Origin of the sequence: Pseudomonas putida (assembly GCF_022627325.1) — a bacterium.
GTDB classification, from domain to species: Bacteria; Pseudomonadota; Gammaproteobacteria; order Pseudomonadales; family Pseudomonadaceae; genus Aquipseudomonas; species Aquipseudomonas putida_X.
In genome coordinates, this window is sequence record NZ_JAETZZ010000006.1 from 64,885 (window position 1) to 89,352 (window position 24,468).

Sequence of the window (24,468 nt, forward strand, 5' to 3'; positions counted from 1 at the left end):
CAGGAGATGCCCAATGCGTAGCCCTATCAAACTCGAGTTTTCCAAGAAGTACGACCAGCAACATGCCCGGGAGTACTTTCTAAAGCACCAAGATGGTCTGGCACGTCGCCTTTCCCATAAGCGCGACGAGCAACTGGCCCGTCGCGCCTTGGCGCTGGCCGGAGAACCGGGGTTGGTGCTGGACTTGCCTTGCGGCGCGGGCCGTTTCTGGCCGCTGCTGGCCGAAAAACCCAACAGGGTGATCATCGGTGCCGACAATTCCGAGGCAATGATCGAGACAGCCTGTGCGGCACAACCGCCAGAGGTGGTGGCGCGGGTACGGCCCTTGCAAACATCAGCGTTCGCCATCGACTTGCCGGACAACTCGGTCGATAGCATTTTCTGCATGCGCTTGTTTCACCACATCGGCGAGGCGGCCCACAGGAAAGCGATTTTGTCGGAGTTTCAAAGGGTTAGCCGCGACAGCGTAATCCTGTCATTGTGGGTGGATGGAAACTTCAAGGCCTGGCGGCGGCAGAAGCTCGAGCACAAGCGCAGTGCCAAAGCCGAGCCGGGCAGCTACCAGAACCGTTTCGTGTTACCGGCAGAGACAGTCGAAGAAGAATTCAAAGCCGCCGGCTTCAGAATCCAGGAACGCCTGGATTTCCTGCCGTTCTATGCCATGTGGCGGGTTTATGTATTGCGTAAGGGGTAGTGTTTGATGGCTGTAGCCCAAAGCGGGGAATCACGCTTCGATTATTACTGGCGTCAGCAGGGCGAATGGGTCGAGGAACCGAACCAGCGCCGTGGTGGTGAAAGTGGCGTGCAACGCCTTAACGATGCCGATGGCAACTTGCTGTATGCCAAGCGCCAGGTCGGGCACATCTACCGCAGCCTGCTGCACCCGTTCGGCAGGCCGACGGTGCTGCGTGAGCTTGACGCGCTGAACAGCTTCGAACAGCTGGGGGTGCGTGTGCCGCGTATCGTGTTTTGCGGAGCCGAGCGCGATGCTGACCATCAATGGCGTGCGCTGCTGGTCAGCGAGGCGCTCGATGGTTTCATCGAGCTCGATGCCTGGCATGCCCAAGGTGCCCGCGAGCGTTACCCGCACGTGGTGCATGAACGCATGCTCAAAGAGTTGGCCGACAACCTGGCCCGCATGCACCTGGGCCATTGGCAACATGGTTGCCTGTACGGCAAGCACGTGTTCGTCAAGGTGATCGGCGAGGGTGAACAAAGCCGCGTTGAAGTGGCGCTGCTCGATCTGGAGAAGTGCCGCCGCCGCATCAGCTGCCAGCGCGCAGCGGCCAATGATCTTCGCCAGCTGCGCCGCCATTCGTCGCTCAATGACGCGGAATGGCAATCCTTGCTCTACTTTTACGAGATGGCGTTTGGCAGCGCTGTCAAAGGGTTAGGGTAATGAAACTAGAAATCGCTCGAGCTTTGTTTCTGATAGCCGGCCTGGCGGTTACCACGGTGGCGGTTGCTGCCTGGGAAGAGCCGCGGCCCAAGGTGTTCAGCAAGGCTGAACTGGCGGAACAATGCGCGTTGCCGCAGGCAGTGAAACAGCAGGTCCATGCCCAGCCGGACCAGGATCTGCTGTTGTTTCTGTTCGGGCTTCGGCAGGGCTTGCGGCCGGCAGGCTGAGCCAGGTTCGAGCATCGCAGGCCTCGCTATTGCGGGGCCTTTGCTTTTCTGCGTTGCCCCGGTCAGGCGACCACAGGTTGTTTGGCCGCAGACTTGTGCGCCAGCAGGGTGTAGATAGCCGGCAGCACGAACAAGGTAAACAACGTCCCGATCGACATCCCCGTCGCAATCACAGTACCAATGTCGAAGCGGCTCACGGCCCCGGCGCCCGTCGCCAGAATCAGCGGCACCATGCCAAATACCATCGCCGCGGTGGTCATCAGCACGGGGCGTAGGCGAATGGCCGCAGCTTCCTCGATCGCCTCCCTTGCGCTCAGGCCCTTTTCCTCGCGCAACTGGTTGGCGAATTCGACGATCAGGATACCGTGCTTGCTGATCAGGCCGATCAGTGTCACCAGGCCGACCTGGGTGTAGATGTTCATGCTGGAGATACCCAGGAACAGCGGCAACAGCGCCCCGCAGACCGACAGCGGTACCGTCACCAGAATCACCAGTGGGTCGCGGAAGCTTTCAAACTGCGCTGCCAGCACCAGGAAGATGATCGCCAGGGCCAGGCCGAAGGTCACCCACAGCGCGCTGCCTTCCTGTATGTACTGGCGTGCTGCACCTGCATAGTCGAAGGAGAACCCTTCCGGCGCCTGCTCGGCAGCAATGTCCCGTACCGTCTGCAAGGCTTCGCCGATGCTGACCAACGGCACACCCTGGATGATCGCCGAATTCAATTGCTGGAACTGGTTGAGCTGGCGCGGACGCGCCCGGTCACTCAGGGTGATCAAGGTCGACAGTGGCAGCAGTTGGCCCTGGTCGTTCTTGACGTAGTAGTTGTTAAGCCAGCCGGGATTGTCGCGGTAGGGGCGTTCGACCTGGGCGATGACTTTATAGCTGCGGCCTTCGAGGGTGAACCGGTTGATTTCCCCCTCGCCCAGCAAGGTCGCCAACGTGCCACCCAGGACGTCCATGGATACCCCCATCTGCGCAGCCTTGGCACGGTCGATGTCGACTACCACCTCGGGCTTGTCGAACGCCAGGTCGATGTCGAGGAAGGCAAATTTGCCCGATGCCTGGGCGCGTTCCTTGATCCGTTGAGCGACCTCCAGCAGCGTCTGGTAATCGCCAGCGGTATTGATGACGAACTGGAACGGCAGGCCCTCGCCGGTCCCAGGCAGTGACGGCAGATTGAAACCAAAGATCTGCAGGCCGCTGATGTTGTCGAGTTTGGCCTGTACCAGGGGCAGCAACTCCATCTGCGTGCGGTCGCGCTCGTTCCAGGGTTTGAGCAGAAAACCACCGATGCCGCTCTGCACACCGTTGAAGCCGTTGATCTGGAACGACGAGTAGTATTCGGGGAAGGCTTTGAACAGTGGGGTGAACTGGTCGGTGTAGGCATTGAGGTAGTCGAGGTTGGCCGGTTGTGGCGAGCTACTGATCATGAAGATCACCCCCTGATCCTCGTTCGGTGCCAGTTCGTTCTGGGTGAACTTGAGCAGCACCGGGATCAGGCACAGGATGATCACTGCGAACACCAGCACCACCGGGCGGCTGTCCAGGGTAGTGTGCAGCAGGCGCTGATAACGGCCCTTGATTCGCTCGAACAGCATGTCAAGGCGATGGGCCAGGCCGCTGGCATTCTGTTCCCGACGCAGCAGCAAGGCACACATCATCGGCGACAGGGTCAGGGCGACGACACCAGAGATGATTACCGCCCCAGCCAGGGTCAGGGCGAACTCCTTGAACAAGGCACCGGTGAGCCCGGTCAGGAAGCCGATCGGTGCATACACTGCGGCCAGGGTGATGGTCATCGACACCACTGGCATGGCGATTTCCCGCGCACCCTCCAGCGCGGCGTCCAGCGGTGACTTGCCTTCCTCCATGTGCCGGTGGATGTTTTCCACCACGACGATGGCATCGTCCACCACCAGGCCGATGGCCAATACCATTGCCAGCAGGGTCAGCAGGTTGAGCGAATAGCCCATCATCTGCATGAAAAACAACACCCCGATCATCGACAGTGGGATGGTCACCACCGGGATCAGTACCGAGCGCAGTGCGCCGAGGAACAAAAACACCACCACGATGACGATCAGCACCGCTTCGCCAAGGGTCTTGACCACTTCGTCAATCGAGGCCTGGATGAACAGCGTGGCGTCATAGGCAATCGACCCCTTGAGCGTGGACGGCAGCTGGCTTTCCAGCTCCGGCATGATGCGGCGTACTTCCTTGATCACCTCCAGCGGGTTGGCGGCCGGGGTGGCCTTGATGCCGATGTACACCGAAGGCGTGCCATCGAACGAGCTGACCGTGTCGTAATTTTCCGCTCCCATCTCCACCCGGGCCACATCACCGAGCAAGACCCGGCTGTCGCCTGAGGTCTTGAGCGGCAATGCGGCGAAAGCCTCGGCCGACTTCAGTTCGGTGTTGGCGTTGATGCTGGTGACCACGTATTCGCCCTTCACCTCACCCGCGGCGGCGAGAAAGTTGTAGCGGCGTACGGCGCTGGTCACGTCAGTGGCGGCAAGGCCGAAGGCTGCCAGCTTGACCGGGTCGATCCAGATGCGCATGGCGAACACCTGGTTGCCGAGGATTTCGGCCTCGGCCATGCCCGGCAAGGTTGCAAGTTTCGGCTGGATGACCCGTGACAGGTAGTCGGTGATCTGCGGGTTGCTCATTTCCTTGCTGTAGAAGCTGATGTACATCAGGGCCGAGGCATCTGCGGCTTCTTTGCTCAGGACCGGGTCTTCTGCGTCTTGCGGCAACTGGTTGCGCACTTCGTTGGCCTTGGCCAGCAACTCGGTGAACAGGCGGTCGCTGTCGGCACCGATACGCGCATAGATGGAGATGATCGAGAAGTTTTGCCGGCTCACCGAGGTCATGTAGTCGATGCCCTCGGCGCTGGCCAGGCTCTGCTGCAGCGGTTGGGTGATGTAGCCCTGAATGGTCTCTGCGTTGGCGCCGGGGTAGGCCGTGGTCACCGTGATCAGGGCATTTTCCATTTGCGGGTACTGGCGGATCTGCAGCGTGTTCCAAGCCTGAAAACCCAACAGCAGGATCAGCAGGCTGACCACGCTGGCCAGCACCGGGCGGCGGATGAACGGGTCGGTGAACGCCATGCCTGCCTCCTGGTCAGTCCGCGCGCGGGGCGCCTTGTTGGGGATCGAGGGCTGCGTCCTGGCCGATACGGATGGCCGCGCCAGGGCTCAGTTTGAGCTGCCCGGCGGTGACCACCTGTTCGCCAGCGGCGAGCCCTTTGCTGATCACCACCACGCCGTCGCGCCGCTCGCCAGTCTGCACACTGCGTTGTTCGGCGCTGAGCCGCGGCTGGCCACTGTCGTCGCGCTCGGGGTTACCGTCCTTGTCTTTCTTGGGCGCGACGACATACACGGAATTGCCATACAGCGTGTAGGTAATGGCGCTTTCCGGCACCACGATCTGTGGGCGCGGGTCAGGCAGGAGCACCAGCAGGTTGGCGAACATGCCCGGCAGCAGCTTGCCATCCGGGTTGGCCATGGTCGCGCGCACCAGCAGGTTGCGCGTGCTCTCATCGACCTTGGGGTTGATGGCGCTGAGGCTGGCAGAGAAGGTCTGGCCAGGGTAGGCGGCCACCTGCACCTGTACCTGCTGGCCCAGGCTCAGTTGGGGCAGTGCCTGCTCCGGTACGTTGAAGTCGACGTACAGGCTGGAAAGGTCCTGCAGGGTAGCGATCACAGAACCCGCCGCCAGGTAGTCACCGACATCCACCTGGCGGATGCCGATCGTGCCGCTGAACGGGGCGCTGATGCTTTTCTTGGCTTTCGAGGCCTTGAGCTGGTCGACCACCGCCTGGTTGCGCCGGTATTGGGCGGTGAGGCGATCATATTCGCCCCGAGAGATGGCTGAATCGCCCACCAGCTGGCTGCCGCGGCCGAAGTCCACTTTGGCCAGGCCCAGGTCCGCCTGGGCAGTGCCCAGCAGTGCGGTCTCCTGATCGTCATTGAGCTTGAGCAGCAGTTGCCCAGCCTTGACCTTCTGGCCGGAGTCGAAATGCAAGGATTGGACGATGCCTTCCACCTCAAGGCTCAGCTCGACTCCCTGCAGGGCCTTGAGGCTGCCCACGGCGGGCAGGCGCTGCTGCCACTGGCGCTGCTCGGCCATGGCCGCCGCCACGGTGATGGGGGGCTTGGGGGCAGTGAACATCTGGATCTGCTGGTAGATCGAGAAGGCCTTGTAGCCCCCCAGGGCCAGCACGATCAGCAGAACGACGGCCAACATGATGAGCATGCGGCGGCGCAGCATAAGTCCGTTTCCTTGGATGCGAGGTTGTTATTGGTTTTGACACGACAACGGGCAGTCCTGCCCACGTGCGGATGGGAGAAGTATTGACTGTTTTTTGAGTGACGGGGAAATGGTTTGCGACCCCGCGCCTGACGGGGCCGCGCGAACCTGGGTGAATCAGGCCAGGTGCAGGTGGTTGTCCCAGAACCCGGAGGGCAAATCCATCGGCTGGCCGATCGGTGCCTGCTTGCGGCAATCATAGTAGCGGCAACGTCCCTGCCCGGAAGTCACGACGAAACCATCCTTCACCGCCCCGACCCCGGCACAGTCCGGCATCGGCGCATCCAGCCTGACCGCGCCACTGTCCAGGTCCCAGACGAACAGACGGTTGGCCCGCGGCGCCGTCAGCGCCACCAGGCGCAGGTCGCTGTGGATCGCTACGCTGGCCGTGTACTGAGCCATGGCTTGCAGCTGGTGCTCGGGTACCGGGAACGCCTTGAACGGCTCGCCCGGGCGCTTGATGGCCAGCAGCTCGGCGGTTTCATCGGCATCGCCCATGAACTGCTGGCAGGCGGCGATGGTGCCATCACTGCCCACTGCCAGATGGCGCACGCTGTTCATTTGCTGAGCCAGCGTTTCCTTGCTCAGCAAGGTGCCGTCGCGCTGCATCAATACCAGGCTTGGCTCCATTGCGTTGAGGTTCATCTCGACCCGGCTTTCGGCCTCGGTACGAATCCCGCCATTGGCCACGATCAGCGTCTCGCCATCTGGCAGCCATGCCACTTCATGCGGGCCGATGCCGTGGGTGGGGATCTCGCCGGTATGGACCAGGCGTTCACCTTCGAAACGGTACACGCCCAGCAGGCCACGCCCGGGGTCGGTCGTGTCATTCTCGGTGGCGTACAGCCATTCGCCGCTTTCATGAATCACGGCGTGCCCGTAAAAGTGCCGGTCAGGCCGCGACGAGACGGTCTGCAACAAGCGCCCGTCGCGCAGGTCGATCAGGTAGCTTTCGGTGCCGGGGCGGCGCGCGACGAACAGGGCGATCGGCAGTTGCGGATGGTTGATGATGGCATGGCAACGCTGGGCCACCTGGGTGCTGAACACCTGGGTACCGTCCAGGCGGAACCCGACGGCATAGTGCTTGCCGTCACCATCGTCACGCGCCGACAGCAGCAAAGGATCGCTGCCTTTGTTGCGCATCAGGCTCCAGCCCCCCAAGGTCAGGGCGCTGAGCAGAACGCTACCGATTTTGAGTGCCTGGCGTCGCAGCATGATCAGTCACCGTCGTTGGCATTGAAGCCCAGCTGGATGTTCAACGCCTTGGCCAGTTCGCCTTCGTGCAGGCGATGCACGACGTTGAGGCTGTCGTAGATCTGGTTGAGGCGTTGCATGCCATCGTCGTCTGCCAGCAACTCGCCCAGGGGTTTCTGGTTGTCGGCCAGCAGTTTGAGCGAAGTAGCGTAAGCGTCGTCGATCTTTTGCGCCAGGGCTTTCTGGTCACTGCCCAGCAAGCTGCGCAGGCCCTGGTTGTCGACCCCGACCCAGACTGCCTGAGCGGCCTTGAGGCTGGCTTCCAGGCTTTTGAGCGAGGCGTGGCTGCGCCAGGCTTCGGCCTGCAGGGGTTGCGCAATGCCTTTGCTCTGGCGACCCATCGGTGCACCGAGCTTCTTCTTGAGGGTATCCAGCGCAGTCACCTGTGCACGCAGCAGGTCGGCGATCGCCTCGTGCGAGTCGGCATAGCGCTGGTTGGGGAACTTGGTCATTTGCGAGAGCATGCCGTCGGTGCTGTTCCAGCCTTTGAGGATCTCTTCAGCCAAGGCCTTCTGGTGCTCACCGATGGCGACCAGCAGCGGGCAGTAGCGGGCTTTCTGCTCGGCGGTGGCGACATCCGGCTTGCTGTCGAACAGGATGTATTCGTAGGCCGACAGGCCGCGGACCACGACGCTGGACTTGCCCAGGGTCTGGGCGTCGATCGGCTTGTCGCCATTGACCAACTGCTCGACCTGGCGACCGACCAGGTTCTTCTTGTCGGGCCAGAACTGCACCTGCCAGGCGCGGTTGCCCTCGGCCAGGGGGCCGACCAGCAGTGGCTGCAACTCGGCCCAGGCTTTTTGCGCGTTGAGGAAGTCGGCGCGGGCGCTGTCCAGGCTTTCTTTGCCTTCGCAGTAGGCCAAGGCACTGGCGGCCAGTTGGCGGTCGGCTTCGACCCAGCGGCTGTAGGTCGGCAGGATCACCTGCTTGGCGATAGCGGCCGAAGCCACGGCCTGCGGGTCCTGCGGCGAGCAGGCGCCCAGAGCGAGTGCGGCGAGGCTGGTGAACAACAGTTTGGGTCGGAACATGCCCGGCTCCTTGCGCTTTTAAAGTGAGTTCAGGAAAGCCAGCAACGCAGCGCGCTGCTCGGCATTGAAGGTCAACACATGATCGCGTGCGGCCTGCGCTTCGCCGCCGTGCCAGAGCACGGCCTCGAGCAGGTTGCGGGCGCGGCCGTCATGCAGGTACTGGGTGTGGCCACTGACCACTGGGCTGAGGCCGATGCCCCACAGCGGTGGGGTCCGCCAGTCTTGGCCGTTGGCGGTAAATTCGGTGCGGTCGTCGGCAAGGCCCGGGCCCATGTCGTGCAGCAGCAGGTCGCTGTAGGGGCGAATCACTTGCCCGGCCAGCTCTGGTTCGCTGGCGTCGGCGGCCGTGGTGAACTGCGGGGTGTGGCAACCCTGGCAGCCGGCCTGGTAGAACAGGTTCTTGCCGGCCAGCACTTGCGGGGCGCCGACGTCGCGCCGGGCTGGCACGCCCAGGTTGCGGGTGTAGAAGGTGACCAGGCGCAGGATGTTGTCGCTGACTTCTTTTTCACCGTTGGCGCCATCGCCATTGGGCGCTGCAAGGCAATCGCGCTGCGCCGGGGTACAGTCGTCCCGGGGCTGCAGGGTGCTGGTCAAACCCATGTCACCCGCAAAGGCGTGCACGTTCTGCTGGTTGACGTTTGGCTGCCCGGCCTTCCAGCCAAAGCGGCCGACCACCGTCTTGCCCAGGGCGTCGTCCCACACCCGGTTGGCCCGGCCGCGAATACCGTCGCGATTGCGATCGTCGGGGTCCTCGTTGGCCAGAATCTGAGCTTGCGGGATGGCTTCGAGCAGCCCCAGGCCGATCATGGGCGGTGCCACGCGTGCCGAGAACCGGGTGTCAGGGTGCATCGGCCCATAGCCGAGCCGGGTGATGTGCAGGGTAGGAAGACGCAGTTCGACCTGGTGGCCGTCCCTGAAGGTGACCGTCTGATGGTCGTAAGTCACGCGCACCTTGCCTTCCGGGGCCACGCCTGGGTTGGCCATGTCCTGCAACTGGGTGCCATAGACCGGCTCAGGAACCACGCCCAGGCGCTCGATTTCATTTGCCAGGTAAGGCTGGTCGGGGATCGACAGGCGCACGAGCATCGACACCGCGTTGCTGTCGCCAGGCTCTGGCGGATGGCCACGGCCATCGCGTACGTGGCAGTTCTGGCAGGCGTTGGTGTTGAACAGTGGCCCCAGGCCGTCGCGTGCAGTGGTGGTGGACGGGGCGATCACCCAGGGGTTGCGGAAGAAACTGTTGCCTACGGCAAAGTCCAGGCGCCGCTCGGGCGACAGGTTGGCCGAGGGCAGGGAAAAGGCATTGCGGTCGTTGCGCTGGACAGTCGCCTGGCCACCTGACAGCGCTTCGCCTGGCTCTGCCTGGGTGAAACGCGGGGCGTCATCACAGGCGGCGAGGGCGAGGGCCAGCAGCAAAGGGGAGAGTCGGGACAGCGACAAGGACATGCAAAATCCTGGGCGTGGGCGAAAAAGCGGCGTGCAAGCTTAGCAGGCTGAGGTTTTTTGAATAAGAGGAATTTGCAATTGCTGGATGAAACAGCTGTCATTTTTGTCGGCCCCATCGCCGGCAAGCCAGGTCCTCAGGTACCACGCAGCATTCAAGTACTGCGTGGTCGCCGTTGGAGCTGGCTTGCCGGTGAAGGGGGCTGCCTGGCAGCCCTGATAGCGCTCAATGACTGGCATTAGCCAGAAGGCCGCGCCAAGTTGCCTGGCAATGCCGAATCAGAATTCGTGATCGGCAGTGTCCGGGTTCAGGTTGGCAATGCCCAGCTTGCCCGCAGCCTGCTCGATCGCACCGGTCTGCTTGACCAGCGAGGCAATGGCGTCACGCACGACCTGGTTGCCGGCAGCATTGTCGGCAGCGATCAGTTGGTCGTAGTGCTCGCCTTTGAGCGCGTGGTCGACGATGACCTGAAGCTTGGCCTCGGTCGCTTCCAGGTCGGCCTTGAGGGTAGCGTCGGCGGCCGGGTCGGCCTTGGCCACGAGCGACGACAGGCTTGGGCCGGTCAGCTGGGTGCCGTCGGTGCGGGTGTACTCGCCCAGGTAGACATTGCGGATGCCCTTGGCGTCGTAGAAGTGCGAGTAGTGGGTGTTGTCACTGAAACAGTCCTGCTCGTCTTCCGGCGAGTTGGCTTCCAGCGAGACCTTCATGCGCTCGCCCGCCAGTTCGCCCAGCGACAGGCTGCCCATGCCGAACAGCATCTTGCGCAGGCCGTCGGTGGCAGGCTCGGCTTCCAGCGTGGCGCGGTAGTTGTCGGCGACGTTCGGCGCCCAGTTGCCGACCATTTCTTCGAGGTCCTTGACCAGCAGCTCGGTGACCGCCTTCAGGTAGGCGCGGCGACGCTCGTTGTGGCCACCGGTGGCGCCTTCACCTTCGAGGTAGTCGGAAGCAGGGCGGTTGCCTGCGCCCGGGCCGGTGCCGTTGAGGTCCTGGCCCCAGAGCAGGAATTCGATGGCGTGGTAGCCCGTGGCGACGTTGGCTTCGGAGCCGCCCAGTTCGTTCAGGCTGGCCAGCTTCTCAGGGGTGATGTCCTTGACATCGACCTTCTCCTCGCCGACCTGGATCTCGGTATTGGCGATGATGTTGGCGCTTGCAGCCGGGTTGCCCAGCGCATGTTCGTAGCTCGTGTCGACGTAGTCGATCAGGCCTTCGTCAAGCGGCCAGGCGTTCACCTGGCCTTCCCAGTCGTCGATGATGGTGTTGCCGAAGCGGAAGGCTTCGCTCTGCAGGTACGGTACGCGTGCTGCAGCCCAGGCTTCTTTGGCCGCTTTGAGGGTGTCGTCGTTGGGCTTGGCGAGGAATGCATCGATGGCCGTTTGCAGGGACTTGGCGGTGCTCAGCGAGTCGCTGTAAACGGCGTAGACCATCTCGGTGTAATGCTTGACCACGGCCTTGCCGGCCGCTTCGTCGACAGCAGCCGGAGCCGCAGCGGCGGTGCTGGCAGCAGCAGGTGCCGCAGCTTGCGGGGCGGCGGCCTTCTCGTCCTTGCTTTCACCGCAACCGGCGAGAGCGATGGCGATGGCCAGCAGACTGGCGGTGGCCAGAGGCTTACGAATCATTGTTGGTTTCCCTGCGTCGTGTGGTTGGACAGTGCGCCGTGGCACGTAAAACGACAACATCATGCGAAAGATTTGCATTTGCTGTAAAGGGGTGGTGGCGCAATTAGGCAAATGCCGGCAACGCGCTGGAGCCAGCAGGGGCAGGGGTTATAACGCAGAAACCTGATTGCGCTGGGCCTGGCGCAGGAAACTGGTCAGCTCGCGTGCCGACAGTGGCTTGCTGTAGTGATAGCCCTGACCTTCATGGCAGCCTTGGGCGATGATGTAGGCTTCCTGCTCGGACGTCTCCACGCCCTCGGCGATCACCTGCATGCCCAGGCTTTTGCCCAACTGGATGATTGCCCGAACGATGGTGGCATCGTCATCGTCGTCGAGCAGGTCCTGGACGAAGCTCTTGTCGATCTTGATCTTGTCCAGGGGCAGCGACTTGAGATAGCTGAGCGACGAGTAACCGGTGCCGAAGTCGTCAATGGCGATCATCGCACCGGAGCGGCGCAGGCTGAGCAGATGCTGGGCGGCGGTGCTGATGTCTTCCATCAGGCCGGTTTCGGTCACTTCCAGCTCCAGGCTGCGCGGTGGCAGACGGTAAGCCTGCAGCAGATTGTTGACCACGCGCGGAAGTTCGTTGTGATGCAGTTGCACGGTGGACAGGTTGACTGCCATGCGCAATTCGCTGAAGCCCAGGTCGTGCCATTCACGCAGTTGCCTGCAGGCCTGGTCGAGTACCCACTCGCCGATGGCGATGATGTTGCCGTTCTGTTCGGCCAGCGGGATGAACTGGTCCGGCGGGACCATGCCCAGTTCAGGGTGCTGCCAGCGCAGCAAGGCTTCGACGCCGACCACGCGGTGGTCGCGGTAGCTGATCTGCGGTTGGTAAACAAGGAACAACTGGTTGCGCGACAACGCCTCGCGCAGGTCTTTTTCCAATTCACGGCGCCGGCGCATCTCGCTGTCGACGCTGGCGATGTAGAACTGGTAGCGGTTGCGCGAGCGGGCCTTGGCCAACGTCATGGTCTGCTCGGCCTTTTGCAGCAGCTTCTCGGTGCTGTCGCCGTCTTCAGGGAACAGGGTGATGCCGATGGTGGCGCGCAGGCGAATCTGCTGGTGGTCCAGGTCGAATGGCGCTTCCAGGTCGTCGAGGATGCTCTGCGCCAGTTCTGCGGCCTCGTAGGGCTGTTCGATATTGGCCTGCACCAGGGCGAACTGGTCGCCACCCAGGCGCGCCAGCGCCCCCAGGCGGCCACTGTGGGCGCGCAGGCGGTCAGCCAGGGCGAGCAGCAATTGGTCGCCGACCTGATAGCTGAACTGCTCGTTTATGCCTTTGAAGTCGTCCAGGCCTACGCACAGTACGGCAACGCGATGCTGCAGGCGGGAGCCGTCTGTAAGGATCTTGTCGAGCTGTGCCTGGAGTTGCTGGCGGTTCGGCAGCCCGGTCAGGAAATCGTATTGGGCCATGCGTTGCAGGCTGTTTTCGGCTTCATGGCGCAGATGGGTATTGCGCTCGATCGAGGCCAGCAGCTGGTTGGCCGTATTGACCCAGATGCCCAGTTCGTTTTTTTCATGGCCTTTGAGCAACGGAATCTGATGCTGGCTGGGGCGGTCAGGGTTGATCTGGGTGAGGTGCTCGATGATTTCCGACAGCGGCTTGGTCAGCAGCCAGTGGTAGACCAGGTACAGCACCAGGCCCATGGCCAGGGCGCGCAGCACGCCGGAAATGAAGATGATGACGGCGTTGAGCAGGAAACCTTCACCGTAGGCGGCAGTGTCCAGGGTGATGCTCAGGTCACCGTAGTACTCGCTGTAGGGGCCGCGGCCGACCAATTGCGTGGTGTAGGTGCGTTCCTGGCCAAGGAGCAGGTCGGTCAACCAGCGTACTGGCGAGTCCTGCAGCGGGCGGGACTTTTCGGCGAGCATGGTTTCATTGGGGTGGCCGATGGAAGCCTGGCGCACAGAATTGTCTTGGAAGAGGCCTTCCATGACCTGCATGCCCATTTCCCGGTCGAGGCTGTAGACCGCCTGGGTCGAGGGGTCACGGAACATGTCGAGGATGCGATGGGCGTCGTTGTCGACGGTCTGGCGGGTCTTGTAGGTGTCATACACGATCTGCGCGCAGCTGAGAACGACACCGACCGCCAGCGCCGAAAGGAGCACGACCCTGAGCAACTTGACCGATAAGCTGTTCCGCAATTCCAGCTTCAATGGGGTTTCCTTAATCCATGCAATGGCATCATTTTGCCATTAACCTTGGCAATACACTATCGGCCGGTGGGCTGCCCTTAGCAGTGTATCGGTTGCCTGACCCTGCAACTTGAGTGCGCTGTTGCGAACTTCCAGACGTTTGATGTTAGCGCGCTATGCGGGGTGAGCAAGAGCCGCTGAGAAAACTGTTGATGGGCAGGCTGGGATGCCGGCGCCGGCCATAAAAAAACCCGGCACATGGCCGGGTTTCTTGGTCAAGGCGCTGGCAATCAGGCCTTGAAGGTCTTGCCTTCGAACTGTTCGGCAACGAAGGCCCAGTTGACCAGGTTCCAGAATGCCTCGACGTACTTGGGACGCAGGTTGCGGTAGTCGATGTAGTAGGCGTGTTCCCAGACGTCGCAGGTCAGCAGCGGGGTGTCGCCGCTGGTCAGCGGGCAGCCGGCACCGATGGTGCTGGCCAGGGCCAGGGAGCCGTCGGCTTTCTTGACCAGCCAGCCCCAGCCGGAGCCGAAGGTGCCAACCGAGGTCTTGGTGAACTCTTCTTTGAACTTGTCGAAGGAACCGAATGCGGCGTTGATGGCTTCAGCCAGTGCACCGGTAGGCTGGCCACCGCCGTTTGGCGACAGGCAGTTCCAGTAGAAGGTGTGGTTCCAGACTTGAGCGGCGTTGTTGAAGATGCCGCCCGAAGAGCTCTTGACGATCTCTTCCAGGGTCTTGCCTTCGAATTCGGTGCCTGGGACCAGGTTGTTCAGGTTCACGACGTAGGTGTTGTGGTGCTTGTCGTGGTGATACTCCAGGGTTTCCTTGGAGATGTGCGGCTGCAGGGCATCGTGGGCGTACGGCAGCGGCGGCAATTCAAAAGCCATGGTGGATCTCCTGATTCAGGTCTAGTTCGCGGTTTGCGCAAGGCCGATCACGGGCGGCCCTATGTGCGTCGGCGAGTTTGTACTCTTTGCGACGCAAGGGCTGGATCATAGCACCAGCCCCGGCGCATAACCACGCAACAAAGATAGGGAATAGAGGTTCCAGAGCGGTTGCCCGCCGCCGACGGGTGGCGCCCCGGGGCAGGAGAGCGGCAAGCTTCAAGCTTCAAGCTGCAAGTAGAAGCGGACCGCGTACAGTCTTGCCGCTTGCCGCTTGCCGCTTGCCGCTTGCCGCTTGCCGCTTGCAGCTCAAGAAAAGACCAGTTGCGCCGCCACGGCGAACATCATTACCGCCACCATCAGGTCGAGCATCCGCCAGGTCGCCGGGCGGGCCAGCCAGGGCGCCAGCCATGCAGCACCGATCGCCAGGGTCGAGAACCACAGCAGCGAAGCGCTGGCGGCGCCTGCCACATACGCGCCTGGTACGGTCTGCTGGGCGCCCAGCGAGCCGATCAGCAACACCGTGTCCAGGTACACATGTGGGTTCAGCAGGGTCACGGCCAAGGCGCTGAGCAGCACCGCACGCCGCGAACGCATGCCTTGGCCTTGCTGATGCTGCAGGCTCTGCTTGGAACAGGCGCTACGCAGCGCTTTGGCGCCGTACCAGAGCAGGAACACCGCGCCACCCCAGCGTGCGACCGCCAACAGCGTCGGATTGTGTGCCAGCACCGTCGCCAGGCCGAATACCCCGGCGGCGACCAGCAGAGCGTCGCAGACGATGCACAGTGCTGCCACCGGCAGGTGATGTTCACGGCGCAGGCTCTGCGCCAGGACGAAGGCGTTCTGGGCGCCGATGGCCATGATCAGGCCGAGGGCCACCAGCATGCCGTTCAGATAGCTTTGCCACATGGCAGATACTCCAAAGAAGATGCTGGCTATTGTGGCGATCGGCCCTGTATAAGAAAAACAAATAATGCTGATCCGTCATTAGGGAAATCGATGTTCGACTACAAGCTGCTGGCCGCCCTCGCCGCCGTGATCGAGCAAGGGGGGTTCGAACGTGCAGCGCAGGTACTGGGGCTGTCGCAATCGGCTATCTCACAGCGCATCAAACTGCTCGAGGCGCGGGTTGGCCAGCCGGTGCTGGTGCGCGCCGCGCCACCGAGCCCGACGGAGGTCGGGCGCCAGTTGCTCAACCATGTGCAGCAGGTGCGGTTGCTCGAACGTGACCTGCAGCGCCAGGTACCGGCACTGGATGAGGAAGGCATGCCAGAGCGTCTGCGCATTGCGCTCAACGCGGATAGCCTGGCGACCTGGTGGGCAGGCGCGGTGGGTTCGTTCTGCGCCGAGCAGCAGGTCCTCACCGACCTTGTGGTGGAAGACCAGGAAGTCGGCCTCAAGCGCATGCGTGCCGGGGAAGTGGCGGCCTGCCTGTGCGGCAGCGAGCGGCCAGTGGCGGGCGCGCGCAGCATGCCACTGGGCGCCATGCGCTACCGGGCGCTGGCCAGCCCGGCATTCATGGCGCGCTATTTCCCTGGGGGCTTCGAGGCCCGGCGGCTGGCCCGCACGCCGGCGATCGTGTACGGCCCGGACGATTTTCTGCAGCACCGATACCTCGCTTCTCTAGGTATCGAGGATGGCTTCCTGCACCACCTTTGCCCCTCGTCCGAAGGCTTCCTGCGCATGACCGAAGCCGGCCTGGGTTGGGGCCTGGTGCCAGAGTTGCAGGCCCGCGAACAGTTGAAAAGCGGGCAACTGGTGGAAATATCGACCGATACCCCCATCGATGTGCCGCTGTACTGGCATCATTGGCGCAATGGCGGGCAACTGCTCGCGCAACTGACCGAACACCTGCGCCACACAGCACAGCATTGGCTGGTGCCGTTGTAGTGGTGGCCGGCGTCTGTTGCATCTGAAATCTGAGGCGGAGTGTTACATGCGAATTCTGGTCACTGGCGCGAGCGGCTTCATCGGCGGGCGCTTTGCGCGCTTTGCCCTGGAGCAAGGCCTGGATGTGCGGGTCAGCGGCCGCCGCGCCGAGGGCGTCGAGCACCTGGTCAAGCGTGGAGCGCAGTTCATCCCCGGCGACCTCGGTGACGCCGAACTGGCCCGGCGCCTGTGCCAGGGCGTCGAGGCGGTGGTGCATTGCGCCGGAGCGGTGGGCACCTGGGGGCGCTATCAGGATTTTTACCAGGGCAATGTGGTGGTCACCGAGAATGTGGTCGAAGGCTGCCTGAAGGAGCACGTCCGTCGCCTCGTGCACCTGTCGTCGCCGTCGATCTACTTCGATGGCCGCTCGCGCCTGGATATCCGCGAAGACCAGGTGCCGCGTCGTTTTCACCACCCCTATGCGCAGACCAAATACCTTGGCGAGCAAAAGGTCTTCGGCGCCCAGGAGTTCGGGCTCGAAGTGCTGGCGCTGCGCCCGCGTTTTGTGACCGGCGCCGGTGACGCCAGTATTTTCCCGCGGCTGATGCAGATGCAGCGCAAGGGCCGCGTGGCGATCATCGGCAACGGCCTGAACAAAGTCGATTTCACCAGCGTGCACAACCTCAACGAGGCATTGCTTGGCGCGCTGTTCGCCGATGATCGTGCGTTAGGGCAGGCCTACAACATCAGTAATGGCCAACCGTTACCCTTGTGGGATGTGGTCAATTACGTCATGCGCCAGATGCAGTTGCCCCAGGTGACCCGTTATCGCGCCTATGGCCTGGCCTACAGCATGGCGGCGCTCAATGAAGCCGCTTGCCTGCTCTGGCCCGGGCGACCCGAGCCCACCCTCACGCGCCTGGGGATGCAGGTGATGCACCGCGATTTCACGCTGGATATCAGCCGCGCCCGGCAGTACCTGGACTATCAACCCAAGGTCAGCCTGTGGACGGCGCTGGATGAATTCTGCGCGTGGTGGAAGCACCAACCTTTTGCTCAGTGAACCAGGCGCCTGGATGATGGTCATCAGTGCGCCGCTTGAGCGGTTTATACTCATGTCTCTTTGCTACTACCGCGGTTGAATCTATCCATGCGCAACGATGCCCACGACGATTTTGATGATGTGCCAACCCTGCGTGCCGGCACCCCGGATGACGACGAACTCTTGCCGGCGCGGGTCTCGCGCAACCGTCAGAAGGCCGTCAGGCCCGCCAGCACGGGCCCTTTGTGGGCGTTGCTGGGGGCCTCGTTCATCGCGTTGGCCGGGCTCGGCTGGTGGAGCTTTCAGCAAATCTCGCTGATGGAGCAGCAACTGGTGGCTACCCAGGAGAGCTTTGCGCGCATCAGCGAGGAAGCAGCGGGGCGTTTGCAGGCGATCAGTGGCAAGGTCGCTGCCACTGAGACCTCTACCACCACCGGCAGTGAAGCGCTCAAGCTGCAGATCCGCCAATTGCAGGCCAGCCTGGCCGAGCAGGGCAAGCAACAGCAGGGCGTGGCAGGGCAAACGGGTGACTTGGGCAAGCGCCTGGAGCAGGTGCTGGCCGATACCCGCGAACAGCAAAAGGCGGTCACTGAACTGCAAACTCAGTTACAGGCGCAGTTGAAATCGGTGAATGCCGAGCTGGCGGCGTTGAAGTCGGGCCAGGTGGATGGCGGCAAGCTCGATGGGCAGCTCAAGAGCCTTAGCGAGGAGGTGGCCGCGCTGAAGAAGCAGGGCAACCCGAAAGCGGCGATCGAGAGCCTGGAGCAGGACGTGCTGGTATTGAAAAGCCAGGTGGACAATCGCCCAGCTGCGGCGGCTGCCGGTAGTGCTTCGGTTCAGGAGTTCGATGCGTTTCGTGGCCAGACGACCCGCAACTTCAACACCCTGCAAAGCCAGATTCGGAACCTGCAGCAGCAGATCAACGCCCGCCCTTGAGGCCTTGCGCGAGGGCTTTGCCCTCCTTACGTCAGGCCAGGGCGCTTCTACAGGATCATCCATAGGTCAGCCATGCGTCGCGCAGGGCCGCAAAGCGGCCCTGGCGTTCGGGCTTACAGCCGCGGGTAATCGATGTACCCCACCGGCCCCTTGGCATAGAAGGTTTCCGGGTGCGCCTGGTTCAACGGCGCATCGGCTGCCAGGCGTGCCGGCAGGTCCGGGTTGGCAATGAATGGCACGCCAAATGCCACCGCATCTGCCTTGCCACTGGCCAATGCAGCATTGGCACTCGCCTTGTCGAACCGCTCGTTGACGATGTAAGGGCCACCGAACGCTGCTTTGATCAGCGGGCCGATACTGTCATCGGCTTCCTTCTCCCGCGAGCAGATGAAGGCGATACCCCGCTTGCCCAGTTCCCGCGCGACATAGGTGAACGTTTCGGCGCGGTCGGCATCACCCATGTCATGGGCGTCTGCGCGCGGTGCAAGGTGCACGCCGACCCGGCCTGCGCCCCACACGCCGATGGCGGCGTCTGTCACCTCCAGCAGCAGGCGGGCACGGTTTTCCAGTGAACCACCGTAGCGGTCGGTGCGCTGGTTGGTGCTGCTCTGCAGGAACTGGTCGAGCAGATAGCCGTTGGCACCGTGGATCTCCACGCCATCGAAACCGGCCGCCTTGGCGTTCTCTGCGCCACTGCGGTAAGCCTCGACGATGTCGGCGATTTCTTCGCTTTCCAAGGCACGCGGGGTCGGGTATTCGGTGATCGGTCGCACCAGGCTGACATGGCCCTTGGGCTGGATGGCGCTGGGCGCCACCGGCAACTCACCGTTCAGGTAGCTGGGGTGGGAAATGCGGCCAACATGCCACAACTGCAAGAATATGCGACCGCCCGCGCCGTGCACGGCCTTGGTCACGTTGTTCCAGCCGCGTACCTGTTGGTCGTTCCAGATGCCTGGGGTATCAGGGTAGCCGACGCCCATGGGCGTGACCGAAGTCGCTTCACTGAGGATCAGCCCGGCGCTGGCGCGCTGCACGTAGTACTCGGCCATCAGCGCATTGGGCACCCGGCCTTCGTCGGCGCGGCAGCGGGTGAGTGGCGCCATGATGATGCGGTTGGGCAGTTGCACATCGCCCAGTGTGATCGGATCGAAAAGCGTGGTCATAAGTGTTTACCTGCTGGGTCAAAGCGCTTGGCGCAGTTGTTCGAGAAACGCCTGGATGGTGGCTTCGTTGCGTTTGAAAAAATGCCACTGGCCGATCTTCTGGCTGCTGACCAGGCCAGCGCGCTGCAAGGTCGCCAGGTGGGCCGAAACGGTCGACTGCGACAGGCCGCAGCGTTGATCGATCTGCCCGGCACAGACACCGTGCTCGGTGCTGTGGTGTTGGGCAGGAAAGTGCGCTGCCGGGTCTTTGAGCCAGTTGAGGATTTCTCGCCGGACCGGGTGGGCCAGGGCTTTTATTATTTCGTCGAGATCGAGAGGCATGGTGTGGGGCTCATGGTGTAGCCATATATCGTGATGTGACGAAATATAAATCGGTATTTCGCGATATAGAAATATGAAGTCGTTCTGAGCTGAGCGCGAATCGTTATATCGCGTTATAACGATATATGAGTGCACGGTGCTAAACTGCGCCCATGAACTACCTCGCACACCTGCACCTGGGCGGCCCGGCGCCGCAACAATTGCTTGGCAGCCTGTATGGCGATTTCGTCAAAGGCTCGCTGGAGGGGCGCTTTGCGCCGACGCTGGAAGCTGCCATCCGTCTGCATCGGCATATCGACAGCTATACCGATCAACACCCGCTGGTGTTGGCGGCGCTTGCGCGGTTCCCCCGGGAGCGGCGCCGCTATGCCGGGATCATTGTGGATGTGTTCTTCGACCATTGCCTGGCACAACACTGGGGCGACTACGCCGAGCAGCCGCTGGAGCAGTTTACCGGTGCGTTCTATCGCGTGTTGCTGGCCGAGCCCGAGTTGCCAGAACGCTTGGCACGCATTGCGCCCTCGATGGCCGCAGATGATTGGCTGGGGGCCTATGGCGATTTTGCCACCTTGGAGCAGGTCTTCAACGGCATTGGGCGACGCTTGTCCAGGCCTGAGGGCATGATGGGCGTGATGACTGAGCTTGAGCGGTTATACGAGCCGTTGCTGGCGGATTTCCGTGAGTTCTATCCGCAGTTGCAGGCGTTTGCCGTAGCGCAAAGGGCTGGCACCTAGCGCTGTACTGCCAATCGAGCATCAAGCCACCTGAGCCTGTCGGCCCAGGGCCACCTCCACTTCGCCAACGCCGAACAACGCCCGCTCGATGGCCTGCTGCGCCTGCAATGCCAATGCCGCGCGCTCTTTGTTCACGCTGCTGATCGGCTGCAACAGGTGAATGCACACCTTACCCCGCGGCTCGGCGAACAGGCGCAACAGGTGGGCCACCAGGTCATCGTTACCAATGAACGGCGCAACCAGGTCGGCCTCGCCGTTGCGCAGGTACGCAAGGGCAACGGGCTGCACCGCCACACCCTGGTCGATGGCCCCTGCCAGCAGACGCCCGTGGAAGGTCCGCACCTGGCGCCCATCGGTCGTGGTGCCTTCGGGGAAGATCAACAGCGGCCTGGCGTCGCCCAGTTGTGCGCTGATCTGTTCACGCAGGCGCTGGCTGTCGCCGCCGCCGCGGCGGATGAACAACGTGCCGGCTTTCTCCGCCAGCCAGCCCGCCACTGGCCAGTGGCGGACTTCGGCCTTGGACAGGAACGACAGCGGCAGCAGCATGCCGAGCAGTGGGATATCGGTCCAGGACACGTGGTTGCTGACCCACAACATCGGCCGTTGGGGCAGCTCACCGATTACCTGCACGTCGAAGGGCAGGGCCGCGACCAGGCGCTTCATGAACAGGCAGGTCCAGCGCTGGCGGCGCTCGATGGAGGCTTTGCTGCCCAGGCGTTCGCCGACGGCGATCACGCTGGCCATGAGCATGCCCAAGAGCAGCACCAACAACAGCCTTGCGAGGCGGGCGAACACCCGCAGCTTGGGCATCAGACCGCTGCCTTGAAGTGGCGGGCGTAACGCGGGCACAGGTCATCACGCTTGAGCAGGATGAACACGTCGGCAACCTGGAAGTCCTCATCCCAGCAGGGTTCACCGCAGATCTTCGCACCCAGGCGCATGTAGGCCTTCAGCAGCGGCGGCATTTCAGCGATGACATTGTGCGGCAGGGCCAGGGTGGGCAGCGGGTTCTTCGGTTCTGCACGCAGATGTTCGGTGCACAGGTAGCGCTCGCGCAGCCGTTGCATGACAGCATGGGCCTGAACACCGCCATCCTGCATGGGGATGCTCGCGCAGCCCATCAGGTAGCTGTAACGGCCTTCATTGAGCACTTCGGCCAGCTCGCCCCAGAGCACGGCGATGGTGCCGCCGTTGCGGTAGCCGGGGTCCACGCAGGTGCGGCCCAGTTCGAGAATTGGCCCCTGCAGTTGCAGCAGGCCGTGCAGGCTGAATTCTTCTTCACTGTAGAAACGCCCCAGGCTGCTGGCGGCCTGATGGTCGAGCAGGCGGGTGGTGGCGACCAGTTCGCCGGTGCTCAGGTCGCGTACGCCGATGTGCTGGCAGTGTACGTCGTAGTCATCCATGTCCAGGCCCAGTTCAGCGCCCTTGAGCCTGGCCTTGAATTCTGCGCTGAACACGTTGTAGCGCAGGGCCTGTGCTTCCTGCAGGGCCGCGGCGCCGACCAGGCGTTCGGCTTGCAGACGGCGTTCAGTGCTGTTGTCGCCAGAGCGAGCGGTCCGAGTCATTGCGAGTCTCCCTAAGCCAGCCATGAAGGGTTGCGGCCGGTCGGCTTTGTTGTGCAAAGTCAGCCTAGGTAGGCGCGGTGTCACCCCTGTGAACCTTTGGTGATGCTTGCGTGACACCCCTGACAAGCGCTTATGAGAGGAGCGTCCGATGGCCTGGTTGCAACGACTCAACGATCCCTTTCGCCAGCCTCTGGCCGACACCTTGGGCGAGCTCTATGCCGCGCAGCTCGAACGCCTCGGCGGGTGCGCCCCGTTCGAGCTGGCGGTGCTGGGTGGGCGCGCCATGGCCACACCTGGCCTGGCGTTTCTGCTTGGCTACCAGGCCGCCTTGCGTGCGCTGTGGCCCAGCGCCCCCGCCACCCTCGGCGCGCTGTGCGCCACCGAGGGGCGTAGCGTGCGCCCGGCGCACATGCAGACGCGCCTGGAGGGCTTGCGCCTGACCGGCAGCAAGGACTTCGTGACCGCCGGGCTTGACGCCGAATGGCTGCTGGTGGCGGCGCGCAGCGAGGGGCAGGGGGAAGCACCGCGCCTGAGCCTGGGGGTGGTTTACCCGGGTGAGCCAGGGGTGACCCTGGAGGCGTTGCCGACCCTGCCATTGATGCCTGATGTCGGCCACGGGCGCCTGCAACTGCGCCAGGCTGCCTGCGAGTTGCTCGCCGGTGATGGTTGGGATGCATACGTCAAACCGTTTCGTTCACTGGAAGATCTGTACGTGCTGGCGGCGATGGTTGCCTGGTTGTATGGCGTAGCGCAGGAAAGCGGCTGGCAACGGGCGCTGCGGTTGCGCCTGATCGGCTTGTTGGCGGGTTGTGCCGAGGCCAGCCGCCAGTGCGCCGACAGTGTCGGCTGCCATTTATTGCTGGCGGGCTTGTTTGCGCAGTTTCAGGCACTGAAGCCGTCCCTCGACGAAGCCCTGTCGGCCGGGCCGGCGCAATGGGCGCAGCTGTGGCAGCGCGATCAGGGCGTCATGGCGCTGGCGACGGCTGCTCGGGAAAAGCGCCTGGCCAAGGCTTGGGAGGCTGCCGGATTGTCATGAACGCCTGGCAGGATCGCCTGATCCGTTGACACCCGGGTCGCCCTGCGGCCCCAAGAGGCGTCTATGTTCAAGACAGGGTTGATCATCCTGGCGGTGGCGGTCGGTTCGGCCAGGGCAGAGGACTGGCCCCTGCCGGAGTGGCAAGCCGACACCACGGCCATCGACTGGCAGGCTGTCGATAGCTATGCCTTCCCGGAGCGCGATACCACCCGGCGCAGCGGCATTCGCAGCGACGCCCTGCTGATCATCCGCGACGGCCGCATCCTGCACGAGCGGTACGCCGCGCCTACTACCGCGAAAACCGCCCACCTGACCTGGTCGGTGAGCAAGAGCGTACTGGCGACAGTGCTGGGCGTGGCCCAGGGCGAGGGGCGTTTTCAGTTGCAGGACCCCGCAGCACGCTATTACCCGCCCATGCAGGCCCACCCCGATGTGCGTATGGCCGACCTGTTGCATTGGGCCAGTGGACTGGCCTGGCAGGAAGACTACGAATACGCACCGCTGAAATCCTCGGTGGTGGCAATGCTCTATACCCGAGGGCGCCATGACATGGCCGCGTATACCGCTGCAAGGCCCGTTGCCGAAGCGCCTGGGCAGCGATTCCTGTATTCGAGTGGCGACAGCAATGTCCTGGCCGCCGCATTGCGCGGCATGCTCAAGGGCGGTGCTTACCCTGACTACCCCTGGCAGGCGCTGTTCACCCCGCTGGGCATTCACAGCGCCGTGTGGGAGCGCGATGGCAGTGGCACCTTCGTTGGCTCTTCCTACCTCTACCTCAGTGCCCGCGACCTGGCACGCATCGGCCTGTTGATGCAGCGTGAAGGGCGCTGGGGTGGCCGCCAGTTGCTGCCGGCAAGCTGGGTTGCCTTCAATCGTACCCTGTTCAGCCAGGCCACACCGCTGCCCGGCGAAGCCAACCCCGGTGGCCACTGGTGGCTCAACCAGCCACTGCCGGGCAGTACCTTGCCCTGGCCTGACGCGCCGGCGGACACCTATGCCGCCCTCGGCCACTGGGGCCAGGCCCTTTACATACTGCCGAGCCACAAGCTGGTCATCGTCCGCTACGCTGATGACCGTGATGGCAGTTACAGCCATAACGAACTGCTAAGGCGCGTGCTGACAGCGCTGGCCAAGGAGGGGGCATGAAGCGGCTGCTGGGGCTGGTGGTGCTTGCCTTGCTGGGCTGGGCTTGGCTGGAGCGCCAGGCATTGGCGGATTTCCCGGGTATTCTTTCGGCTTATTCGGCCAAGGAGTATTGCTCCTGCCGTTTCGTCATGGGCCTGGACCCTGACTATTGCCGGGGTTATGTAGCGCAGTGGTTGCCGTTGAGCATGCTGGAGGAAGACAGCCAGCGGCGTCTGGTCAGTGCCGCAGGGCTGGGCCAGCGCAATCAGGCGGCATGGCAGGGCGCGCAGGTTGGCTGCCGCTTGCTGCCATGAAAAGGGCCGGGTAAGGTTGGCGGTC

General features: G+C 63.0%; 23 protein-coding genes. 10 read left to right on the forward strand and 13 right to left on the reverse strand.

Going from position 1 to position 24,468, the window contains the following annotated elements; all coding sequences use genetic code 11:
* Positions 1–13 precede the first annotated feature (13 nt).
* From JNA92_RS11315 to JNA92_RS11325, 3 genes are read left to right on the forward strand one after another with little or no spacing between them, the layout of a single operon-like run.
* Positions 14–694, forward strand: a complete 681-nt coding sequence (locus JNA92_RS11315; RefSeq protein ID WP_241804741.1) for a class I SAM-dependent methyltransferase — start codon at positions 14–16, stop codon at positions 692–694.
* 6 nt (positions 695–700) lie between these two features.
* Positions 701–1,399 (forward strand): lipopolysaccharide kinase InaA family protein, encoded by a 699-nt coding sequence (locus JNA92_RS11320; RefSeq protein WP_241804742.1) that lies wholly within the window; start codon positions 701–703, stop codon positions 1,397–1,399.
* Complete coding sequence (locus JNA92_RS11325) at positions 1,399–1,626, forward strand: hypothetical protein (RefSeq protein WP_241804743.1); 228 nt, start codon at positions 1,399–1,401, stop codon at positions 1,624–1,626. The genes JNA92_RS11320 and JNA92_RS11325 overlap by 1 nt, the downstream gene beginning before the upstream one ends.
* A 62-nt stretch (positions 1,627–1,688) precedes the next feature.
* On the opposite strand, the gene JNA92_RS11330 is transcribed toward JNA92_RS11325, so the two are convergent.
* The 9 genes from JNA92_RS11330 to JNA92_RS11370 form a co-directional block, all read right to left on the reverse strand.
* Complete coding sequence (locus tag JNA92_RS11330; protein WP_241804744.1) at positions 1,689–4,733, reverse strand: multidrug efflux RND transporter permease subunit; 3,045 nt, start codon at positions 4,731–4,733, stop codon at positions 1,689–1,691.
* Between the two features lie 13 nt (positions 4,734–4,746).
* On the reverse strand, positions 4,747–5,895 hold the full coding sequence (locus tag JNA92_RS11335) for an efflux RND transporter periplasmic adaptor subunit (protein WP_241804745.1): 1,149 nt from the start codon (positions 5,893–5,895) through the stop codon (positions 4,747–4,749).
* A gap of 156 nt (positions 5,896–6,051) precedes the next feature.
* Positions 6,052–7,149, reverse strand: coding sequence for a DUF1513 domain-containing protein (locus JNA92_RS11340; protein WP_241804746.1), 1,098 nt, complete (start codon positions 7,147–7,149; stop codon positions 6,052–6,054).
* A gap of 2 nt (positions 7,150–7,151) precedes the next feature.
* Positions 7,152–8,216, reverse strand: coding sequence for an imelysin family protein (locus JNA92_RS11345; RefSeq protein WP_241804747.1), 1,065 nt, complete (start codon positions 8,214–8,216; stop codon positions 7,152–7,154).
* Positions 8,217–8,234: 18 nt separating this feature from the next.
* Positions 8,235–9,662 carry a di-heme oxidoredictase family protein gene (locus tag JNA92_RS11350; protein WP_241804748.1) on the reverse strand — a complete coding sequence of 476 codons (1,428 nt, stop codon included), beginning with the start codon at positions 9,660–9,662 and terminating at the stop codon, positions 8,235–8,237.
* A gap of 276 nt (positions 9,663–9,938) precedes the next feature.
* A complete protein-coding gene (locus tag JNA92_RS11355; protein ID WP_241804749.1) occupies positions 9,939–11,276 on the reverse strand; it encodes an imelysin family protein in 1,338 nt (445 codons plus the stop codon).
* 147 nt (positions 11,277–11,423) lie between these two features.
* Positions 11,424–13,475 (reverse strand): putative bifunctional diguanylate cyclase/phosphodiesterase, encoded by a 2,052-nt coding sequence (locus JNA92_RS11360; RefSeq protein ID WP_241804750.1) that lies wholly within the window; start codon positions 13,473–13,475, stop codon positions 11,424–11,426.
* 269 nt (positions 13,476–13,744) lie between these two features.
* Positions 13,745–14,341: a superoxide dismutase gene (locus tag JNA92_RS11365; protein WP_012312902.1), complete on the reverse strand. Its 597-nt coding sequence runs from the start codon at positions 14,339–14,341 to the stop codon at positions 13,745–13,747.
* Between the two features lie 306 nt (positions 14,342–14,647).
* A complete protein-coding gene (locus tag JNA92_RS11370; protein ID WP_241804751.1) occupies positions 14,648–15,247 on the reverse strand; it encodes a LysE/ArgO family amino acid transporter in 600 nt (199 codons plus the stop codon).
* A gap of 90 nt (positions 15,248–15,337) precedes the next feature.
* On the opposite strand from JNA92_RS11370, the gene JNA92_RS11375 reads away from it, so the two are divergent.
* The 3 genes from JNA92_RS11375 (at position 15,338) to JNA92_RS11385 (ending at position 18,185) form a co-directional block, all read left to right on the forward strand.
* Positions 15,338–16,228 carry a LysR family transcriptional regulator ArgP gene (locus tag JNA92_RS11375; protein ID WP_241804752.1) on the forward strand — a complete coding sequence of 297 codons (891 nt, stop codon included), beginning with the start codon at positions 15,338–15,340 and terminating at the stop codon, positions 16,226–16,228.
* Positions 16,229–16,274: 46 nt separating this feature from the next.
* Positions 16,275–17,270, forward strand: a complete 996-nt coding sequence (locus JNA92_RS11380; protein ID WP_241804753.1) for an NAD-dependent epimerase/dehydratase family protein — start codon at positions 16,275–16,277, stop codon at positions 17,268–17,270.
* A gap of 87 nt (positions 17,271–17,357) precedes the next feature.
* On the forward strand, positions 17,358–18,185 hold the full coding sequence (locus JNA92_RS11385; RefSeq protein ID WP_241804754.1) for an ATPase: 828 nt from the start codon (positions 17,358–17,360) through the stop codon (positions 18,183–18,185).
* Between the two features lie 113 nt (positions 18,186–18,298).
* Here JNA92_RS11385 and JNA92_RS11390 read toward each other — a convergent pair whose 3' ends face one another.
* Both JNA92_RS11390 and JNA92_RS11395 read right to left on the reverse strand, forming a co-directional pair.
* Positions 18,299–19,348: an alkene reductase gene (locus tag JNA92_RS11390; RefSeq protein WP_241804755.1), complete on the reverse strand. Its 1,050-nt coding sequence runs from the start codon at positions 19,346–19,348 to the stop codon at positions 18,299–18,301.
* An 18-nt stretch (positions 19,349–19,366) separates the two neighbouring features.
* The gene (locus JNA92_RS11395) at positions 19,367–19,669 is read right to left on the reverse strand and encodes an ArsR/SmtB family transcription factor (RefSeq protein WP_241804756.1); all 303 of its coding nucleotides are present in this window, start codon (positions 19,667–19,669) and stop codon (positions 19,367–19,369) included.
* 152 nt (positions 19,670–19,821) lie between these two features.
* On the opposite strand from JNA92_RS11395, the gene JNA92_RS11400 reads away from it, so the two are divergent.
* The gene (locus JNA92_RS11400; RefSeq protein ID WP_241804757.1) at positions 19,822–20,403 is read left to right on the forward strand and encodes an ACP phosphodiesterase; all 582 of its coding nucleotides are present in this window, start codon (positions 19,822–19,824) and stop codon (positions 20,401–20,403) included.
* A 21-nt stretch (positions 20,404–20,424) separates the two neighbouring features.
* Here JNA92_RS11400 and JNA92_RS11405 read toward each other — a convergent pair whose 3' ends face one another.
* A complete protein-coding gene (locus tag JNA92_RS11405) occupies positions 20,425–21,213 on the reverse strand; it encodes a lysophospholipid acyltransferase family protein (protein WP_241804758.1) in 789 nt (262 codons plus the stop codon).
* The gene (gene olsB / locus JNA92_RS11410; protein WP_241804759.1) at positions 21,213–21,968 is read right to left on the reverse strand and encodes an L-ornithine N(alpha)-acyltransferase; all 756 of its coding nucleotides are present in this window, start codon (positions 21,966–21,968) and stop codon (positions 21,213–21,215) included. Before olsB ends, JNA92_RS11405 begins: the two co-directional genes overlap by 1 nt.
* A 148-nt stretch (positions 21,969–22,116) precedes the next feature.
* On the opposite strand from olsB, the gene JNA92_RS11415 reads away from it, so the two are divergent.
* The 3 genes from JNA92_RS11415 (at position 22,117) to JNA92_RS11425 (ending at position 24,443) form a co-directional block, all read left to right on the forward strand.
* Complete coding sequence (locus JNA92_RS11415; RefSeq protein WP_241804760.1) at positions 22,117–23,004, forward strand: acyl-CoA dehydrogenase family protein; 888 nt, start codon at positions 22,117–22,119, stop codon at positions 23,002–23,004.
* Positions 23,005–23,067: 63 nt separating this feature from the next.
* On the forward strand, positions 23,068–24,150 hold the full coding sequence (locus JNA92_RS11420) for a serine hydrolase domain-containing protein (protein ID WP_241804761.1): 1,083 nt from the start codon (positions 23,068–23,070) through the stop codon (positions 24,148–24,150).
* Positions 24,147–24,443 carry an amidase gene (locus JNA92_RS11425; protein ID WP_241804762.1) on the forward strand — a complete coding sequence of 99 codons (297 nt, stop codon included), beginning with the start codon at positions 24,147–24,149 and terminating at the stop codon, positions 24,441–24,443. The genes JNA92_RS11420 and JNA92_RS11425 overlap by 4 nt, the downstream gene beginning before the upstream one ends.
* Positions 24,444–24,468: the final 25 nt, after the last annotated feature.